Source organism: Elioraea sp. Yellowstone (assembly GCF_006704265.1).
GTDB lineage: Bacteria > Pseudomonadota > Alphaproteobacteria > Acetobacterales > Acetobacteraceae > Elioraea.
The window spans coordinates 1-6,321 of record NZ_VIKA01000171.1 but is presented as its reverse complement, the minus strand read 5'-3'; the positions used below and the strand labels follow the sequence as shown (position 1 = coordinate 6,321).

5 protein-coding genes are annotated in these 6,321 nt (G+C 73.3%); 3 read left to right on the top strand and 2 right to left on the bottom strand.

Annotated elements, in window-relative coordinates; genetic code table 11:
- Positions 1–162: 162 nt before the first annotated feature.
- The 3 genes from secD (at position 163) to FK498_RS16480 (ending at position 4,318) form a co-directional block, all read left to right on the top strand.
- Entirely contained in the window at positions 163–1,764 is a 1,602-nt protein-coding gene (secD, locus tag FK498_RS20035) for a protein translocase subunit SecD (protein ID WP_237560983.1), read from the top strand.
- Between the two features lie 15 nt (positions 1,765–1,779).
- Complete coding sequence (secF, locus tag FK498_RS20030; RefSeq protein WP_237560982.1) at positions 1,780–2,709, top strand: protein translocase subunit SecF; 930 nt, start codon at positions 1,780–1,782, stop codon at positions 2,707–2,709.
- Positions 2,710–2,794: 85 nt separating this feature from the next.
- A complete protein-coding gene (locus tag FK498_RS16480) occupies positions 2,795–4,318 on the top strand; it encodes a hypothetical protein (RefSeq protein ID WP_141856464.1) in 1,524 nt (507 codons plus the stop codon).
- A gap of 3 nt (positions 4,319–4,321) precedes the next feature.
- Here FK498_RS16480 and FK498_RS16475 read toward each other — a convergent pair whose 3' ends face one another.
- Positions 4,322–4,762 (bottom strand): PaaI family thioesterase, encoded by a 441-nt coding sequence (locus tag FK498_RS16475; protein WP_141856462.1) that lies wholly within the window; start codon positions 4,760–4,762, stop codon positions 4,322–4,324.
- Positions 4,759–6,093 (bottom strand): aspartate aminotransferase family protein, encoded by a 1,335-nt coding sequence (locus FK498_RS16470; RefSeq protein WP_141856460.1) that lies wholly within the window; start codon positions 6,091–6,093, stop codon positions 4,759–4,761. The genes FK498_RS16475 and FK498_RS16470 overlap by 4 nt, the downstream gene beginning before the upstream one ends.
- Positions 6,094–6,321: the final 228 nt, after the last annotated feature.

Sequence of the window (6,321 nt, the reverse complement as noted above, 5' to 3'; positions counted from 1 at the left end):
GCCGGGCACCGCGCGCTCGCCGGCGCGATGCGCTGGCCCGCCGGTCAAGCCTCGGCGAACGCCGCCCCGGCGGCGATTGCGCCCGCGGGCCCCGGCGGGCATTCTCCGCCGCCGGTCAGGCACCCCCATCCGCCCGACATCCCCAGGAGCGCCCGTCGCGCCATGATGTACTTCGCCCGCTGGAAGATCGCCGCCATCCTCGGCGGCATCGTGCTGGCGGCCCTGCTCGCCGTGCCCTCCTTCGTGCCGAAGGAGCGGCTCGGCGCGGCCGCGGAGTGGTTGCCCTGGCGCCAGTTCCAGCTCGGCCTCGACCTCAAGGGCGGCTCCTACCTCCTGCTCGAGGTCGACATGGACGCGGTGATCCGCGAGCGCCTCGGCAACCTGGCCGATGGCGTGCGCACGCGGCTGCGCGGGGCGAATATCGGCTACACCGGGCTGGCCACCGGCGAGCGCAGCGTCACCCTCAAGCTCGTCGAGCCCGCGCGCGCCCAGGAGGCGGTGCGGCTCCTGCGCGAACTCGCCAGTCCGGTGACGGTCGGGCTCGGCCAGACCCAGCCCGATCTCGAGGTGGCCGCCACCGCCGACGGCACGATCACCCTCACCCTCTCCGAGCCGCTTCTGCGCGACAAGGCGACCCAGGCGGTCGAGCAGTCGATCGAGATCGTCCGCCGGCGCATCGACGAGACCGGCGTGGTCGACCCGGTGATCGCGCGGCAGGGCGCGAACCGGCTGCTGGTCCAGCTTCCCGGCATCCAGGACCCGGAGCGCATCAAGCAGCTGATCGGTACCACCGCGCGCATGACCTTCCACCTGCTCGACGAGACCGCCGATCTCTCGGCGCGCACCCCGCCGCCGGGGGTGATGTTCCTCGAGGGCGATCGCGGCCCGGGCGGGCAGCCCACACGCTACGCCGTGCGCCGGCGCGTCGAGGTGGACGGGGCGAACCTGACGGATGCCCGCGCCGGCCAGGACGGCCGCACCGGCGAGTGGGTGGTCAACTTCACCTTCGACTCCGTCGGCACGCGCCGCTTCGCCGAGGTGACGCGCAACAATGTCGGCCGGCCGTTCGCGATCGTGCTCGACAACAGGGTGATCACCGCGCCGGTGATCCGCGAGCCGATCACCGGCGGGCGCGGCCAGATCAGCGGCAACTTCACCGCGGCGACCGCCCACGACCTCGCGGTGCTGCTGCGCGCCGGCGCCCTGCCCGCGCCGCTGACCGTGATCGAGGAGCGCACGGTCGGACCCGATCTCGGCGCGGATTCGATCCGCGCCGGCGCGATCGCGCTCGCGATCGGCTTCTGCCTGGTGATCGCCTGGATGGCGCTGTTCTACGGCCTGTTCGGCTGGTTCGCGAACATCGCCCTGATCGTCAACATGATCCTGCTGCTGGCGGTGCTGTCGCTGATGGAGGCGACGCTGACGCTGCCCGGCATCGCCGGGATCCTGCTCACGCTCGGCATGGCGGTGGATGCGAACATCCTGATCAACGAGCGGATCAGGGAGGAGGCGAAACGCGGCCGGACGCCGATGAACGCGATGGAGGCCGGGTTCAAGCGCGCCTTCGCCACGATCATCGACAGCAACCTGACGACGCTGCTCGCGATGGCGATGCTCTACGCCTTCGGCTCCGGCCCGGTGCGCGGCTTCGCGGTCACGATCTCGGTCGGCATCGTCACCTCGATGTTCTCGGCGATCGTGTTCGTGCGGATGCTGATGGTGCAGTGGTATCGCGTGCGCCGCCCGGCCGCGCTGCCGGTCTGACGAGAGGAGCGCGCGATGCCGATCCGCCTGGTTCCCGACGGCACCAAGATCCCGTTCATGCGCGGCCGGATCATGGGCCTCGTCGTCTCCGCCATCCTGTCGCTCGCCTCGGTGGTGCTGTTCTTCTATCCGGGGATGAACTACGGGATCGACTTCAAGGGCGGCATCCTGCTGGAGGTGCGCACGCCCGAGCCCGCGAACTTCGCCGAGATGCGCGCCGCGATCGCCGGTGCGGGGGTGGGCGAGGTGGCGCTGCAGCAGTTCGGCTCGCCGACCGAGGTGCTGGTGCGCATGGAGGCGCAGGAGAGCGAGGCGGCGCAGAGCCGTGCGGTCGCCGCGGTGCGCGCGGCCCTCGATCAGGCGATGCCGGGGGCGCGCATCGTGCGCACCGAGGCGGTGGGCAGCCGCGTCTCGGCCGAACTCTTCACCGCCGGCATGACCGCGCTCGGCATGTCGCTGCTCGCGATCCTGCTCTACATCTGGTTCCGCTTCGAGTGGCAGTTCGCGGTGGGCGGGGTGGTCACGCTGATCCTGGACGTGACCAAGGCGATCGGCTTCCTCGCGGTCACGCGCATCGAGTTCGACCTCGCCACGGTGGCGGCGCTGCTGACGATCATCGGCTACAGCGTGAACGACAAGGTCGTGGTGTACGACCGCATGCGCGAGAACCTGCGCAAGTACAAGACCATGCCGCTGCGCGAGCTGATCGACCTCTCCATCAACGAGACGCTCTCGCGCACCATCGGCACCTCGGCCACCGCCTTCCTCGCCATGCTGCCGCTCGCCCTGCTGACCTCCGGCGCGATCGAGGGCTTCGCCTGGACCATGCTGTTCGGCATCGTCGTCGGCACCTCGTCGTCGATCTTCATCGCCGCGCCGATCCTGCTGTTCCTCGGCGAGAACCGGCTCAGGCGCGGCACCGAGGCGGCGGCGGCGGCGGGCTGAGCCGCGCCATCATTCCGCCGCGCGCCTGGTCGGGAGTCCGGATGCGCCATCGCGCGGCGCACGCGCGCGGGGGACGGGCCGGACCGTGAGTGGCGATCGCAACGGAGCATCCTGGCGGGGCGAGGGACGGTCGCCGGGCGCGCTCGTCGCGGCCGAGGGCGCGGCCCTCGCCTTCGCGGTCGCGGGCTTCGCCTGGCTCGCGCTGATCTACCTGCGCATGCTGGTCTCGCCGGCGCCGCAGGAGATGCGCGAGGGCGCGCTGGTCGTGACGACGCTCGCGCTGCTCGACGGCCGCAACCCCTATGGCCCCGCGGCGCTCGCGGAGGCGGGGAACCTCTACGGCATCGTCTACCCGCTCGCGGTGCTGCCCGTCGCGGCGCTGTTCGGCGCCGGGCTGGCGGTGCACCGCGCGGTCGCCGGTGTCGGCTTCGCGTTCGCCGCCTGGCTGCTGTTCCGCGTCCTGCGCAGTGAAGGGGTGGAGCGACTGACCGCCGGGCTCGCCACCGCGCTGGTGGCCGCGGGCTGGCTCTACTGGGTGGGGGCCACGGTTCGACCGGACGGCATCGGGGTCGCGCTGATGATGGCGGCCTATGCGGCGATGGCGCCGCGGCCCGAGGATCCGCGCCGCTTCGCGCTCGGCCTCGCCTGTTCGCTGCTCGGCCTCGCGGCCAAGGTCTATTTCGTCTTCCCCGCCGGCGTGGCGGCCGCCTACGTCTTCCTGTTCCGCTCCTGGCGGCGCGGGCTCGCCTACGGGCTGGCCACCCTCGCCGGCATTGCCGCGGCGCTGGCGCTGCTCGCCCTCCTATTCCCCGGCTACCCGGTGCTGGTGCTGGGCGCGAACCTCGCCGCGACCCGCTACGACCCGCACCATCTGATCCGCCAGTCATGGGACTGGGCGGTGTTCAGCCTGCCGCTGCTCGCGGCGCTCGGCGTGCGCGCCGCATGCAGGCCGCGCCTCGGCACGCCCTCGTTCTGGAGCTTCGCCTCCCTCGCCGCGCTCGCCGCGCTGGTCGCGCTCCTGGGCGGACATCCGGGCGCGCACATGAGCTACTTCTTCCATCTGCTCTCGCCGCCGCTCGCGGTCGCGGTGCTGGCGGGCGGGGCGCGGCGGCCGGAGGCCGGGCGCGCGCTCCGTCTCGTCCTGCCGGCGGCGATGCTGGCGAACGCGCACTGGTTCCCGCTCGACCCCGATCGCTTCGCCGAGGCCGAGGCGCGGTTCGCTGCCGCCGGGCGGCTGATCGAGGCGGCGGAGGCGCCGCTGGTGACGACCGAGCTCGCGGCGCTCGCCGCGCTCGACGGGGAGGCCGCGCCGGAGACCGGCCACAGCGAGTACTTCGCCGAGGCGCTGGCGGTCGCGCCGCCGGCCCTGCTCGAGCCGCTCTGGCTGCCGCGCGCGACCATCGCGCGCGAGGTCGCCGGCCTCGCCGAGCGGATCGGCGCCGGGCTCGACGGGCGCCGCTACGACGTCGTGATCGCCAACCGCGGGTCGAGCCTGGTGCGCGCCGAGACGCTGCGGCGCTGCCGCTACCGCGTGGTGGACCGCATCGAGGTCGAGATGGCCTGGAGCTTCCAGCGCTGGCCGCTCGAGGTCTGGCGCCCGGCCGAGTAGCCGTCAGCCGGTGCCGGGCGGGATCGCGTAGGTGATCGTCATGTGCGCGACCTCGACGCCGTCGGCGCTGCGCGCAAGCTCGGCCAGCATCACCGCGAGCCGCCGCCCGACCCTGAGCGTGCGGCAGTCGCAGACGAGGTCGGCGAGTCCCGCCGGGCGCAGGAACGACACGGCGAGGTTCGACGTCACCGCGAGCGGCACCGGACCGATCACGGAGAGGAGCGCGATCCAGGCCGAGACGTCGCCGAGCAGCATCATCGCCGGGCCGGAGACCGACGGGCCGGGGCGGATGTTGCGCTCGTCGAGCGGCAGCACCACGCGGCAGCGCCCGCGCGCATACTCGGCGAGCACGAGCCGCCCGTCGTTGAACCCGGCATGGGGGTACTCGCGGCGCAGGAACGCCTCCATCGCCGCGCGGTCGAGCGCGGGCGCGGCGACGCTCATCCGGCGAGCGCCGCCTCCACCGCCTCGCCGAGCCGGTCGACGATCAGGTCGAGTTCGTCCTCGGTCACGGTGAAGGGAGGGGCCAGGGTGACGTGGTCGCCGGACCGCCCGTCGATCGTGCCGCCCATCGGATAGACGAGCAGGCCCCGCGCCATGGCCGCCTGGCGCACGCGCAGGTGCAGCTTGCGCGCCGGATCGAAGGGCGCCTTGGATGCGCGGTCGGCCACCAGTTCGAGCGACCAGAACAGGCCGCGGCCGCGGATATCGCCGACATGGGCGTGGTTGCCGAACCGGTCGACCAGCCGCGCCTCCAGGCCCTGCCCGAGCGCGGCGACGCGCGCGATCATCCCCTCCGCGCGCAGCACCCTCTGCACCGCGAGCCCGGCCGCGCAGGCGACCGGATGGGCGGCGTAGGTGTGGCCGTGCGCGAGGGTGCCCGAGCCCGCGCGGATCGCCTGCACGATCCGCGCGTTGACCAGGATCGCGCCGAGCGGCTGGAACCCGGCCCCCAGCCCCTTGGCCACCACCAGGATGTCGGGCGCGATCCCCTCCGCCTCGCAGGCGTGCAGCGTGCCGCAGCGGCCCATGCCGCACATCACCTCGTCGAGGATCAGGAGCACGCCGTGGCGGTCGCAGATCTCGCGGATGCGGCGGAAGTAGCCGGGCACGGGCGGAACCGAACCCGCGGTCGCGCCGACCACGGTCTCGGCGAGGAAGGCCGCCACCGTGCCGGGCGGATGGCGCGCGATCTCGGCCTCCAGGCTCGCGGCCGCGCGCTCGGCGTACTCCTCCTCGGTCTCGTCGTCGCGCTTGCAGCGGTAGGCGAAGCAGGGCTCGACATGCCCGGCGGGCAGCAGGATCGGGTCGTAGAGCGCACGCCGGGCCATGTTGCCGCCGACCGACAAGGCGCCGAGGGTGGTGCCGTGGTAGCTCTGCCGGCGCGCGACGAAGCGCGCACGCGCGGGTTCGCCGATCTCGACGAAGTACTGGCGCGCGATCTTGAGCGCCGCCTCCACCGCCTCCGACCCGCCGGAGACGATGTAGGCGTGCGAGAGCCCGGCGGGCGCGCCGTCGAGCAGCGTCGCGGCGAGCGCCTCGGCGGGTTCGGAGGAGAAGAACCCGGTATGCGCGTATTCCAGCCGGCCGACCTGGTCGCGCACCGCCGCGACGATCGCCGGATGCGCGTGGCCGAGGCAGGAGACCGCGGCGCCGCCGCAGGCATCGGCGTAGCGGCGCCCCTCGCGGTCGGTGATCCAGAGCCCGTCGCCCGCAACCGCGACGGGCAGTATCTCGCGCAGGTTGCGGTGGATCAGTCGCGACGGTTCAGCCATTTCTTTACACGCTCCCGGAGGCAGGCCATCTTGTCCGTGATCCGTGTCCCGCATCTTGCGACGGAACCGGCAGCAGCGCGCCCCGCAGGGACACGCCTCGTGACGCTAACAGACTCGGGTAAGGCACGGAACATGGCCGGCCGCGATCCGACCGAGCGCCTCGCGGCCGCGCCCGCCCCGCTCGCGCCCTGGCCGGCTCCGTCCGCGCCGCCGCCGCTGGTGGTGGCG

Coding starts and splice junctions, on each gene's coding strand:
- secD (WP_237560983.1), top strand. CDS start 163: ATGATGTACTTCGCCCGCTGGAAGATCGCCGCCATCCTCGGCGGCATC.
- FK498_RS16470 (WP_141856460.1), bottom strand. CDS start 6,093: ATGGCTGAACCGTCGCGACTGATCCACCGCAACCTGCGCGAGATACTG.
- FK498_RS16475 (WP_141856462.1), bottom strand. CDS start 4,762: ATGAGCGTCGCCGCGCCCGCGCTCGACCGCGCGGCGATGGAGGCGTTC.
- secF (WP_237560982.1), top strand. CDS start 1,780: ATGCCGATCCGCCTGGTTCCCGACGGCACCAAGATCCCGTTCATGCGC.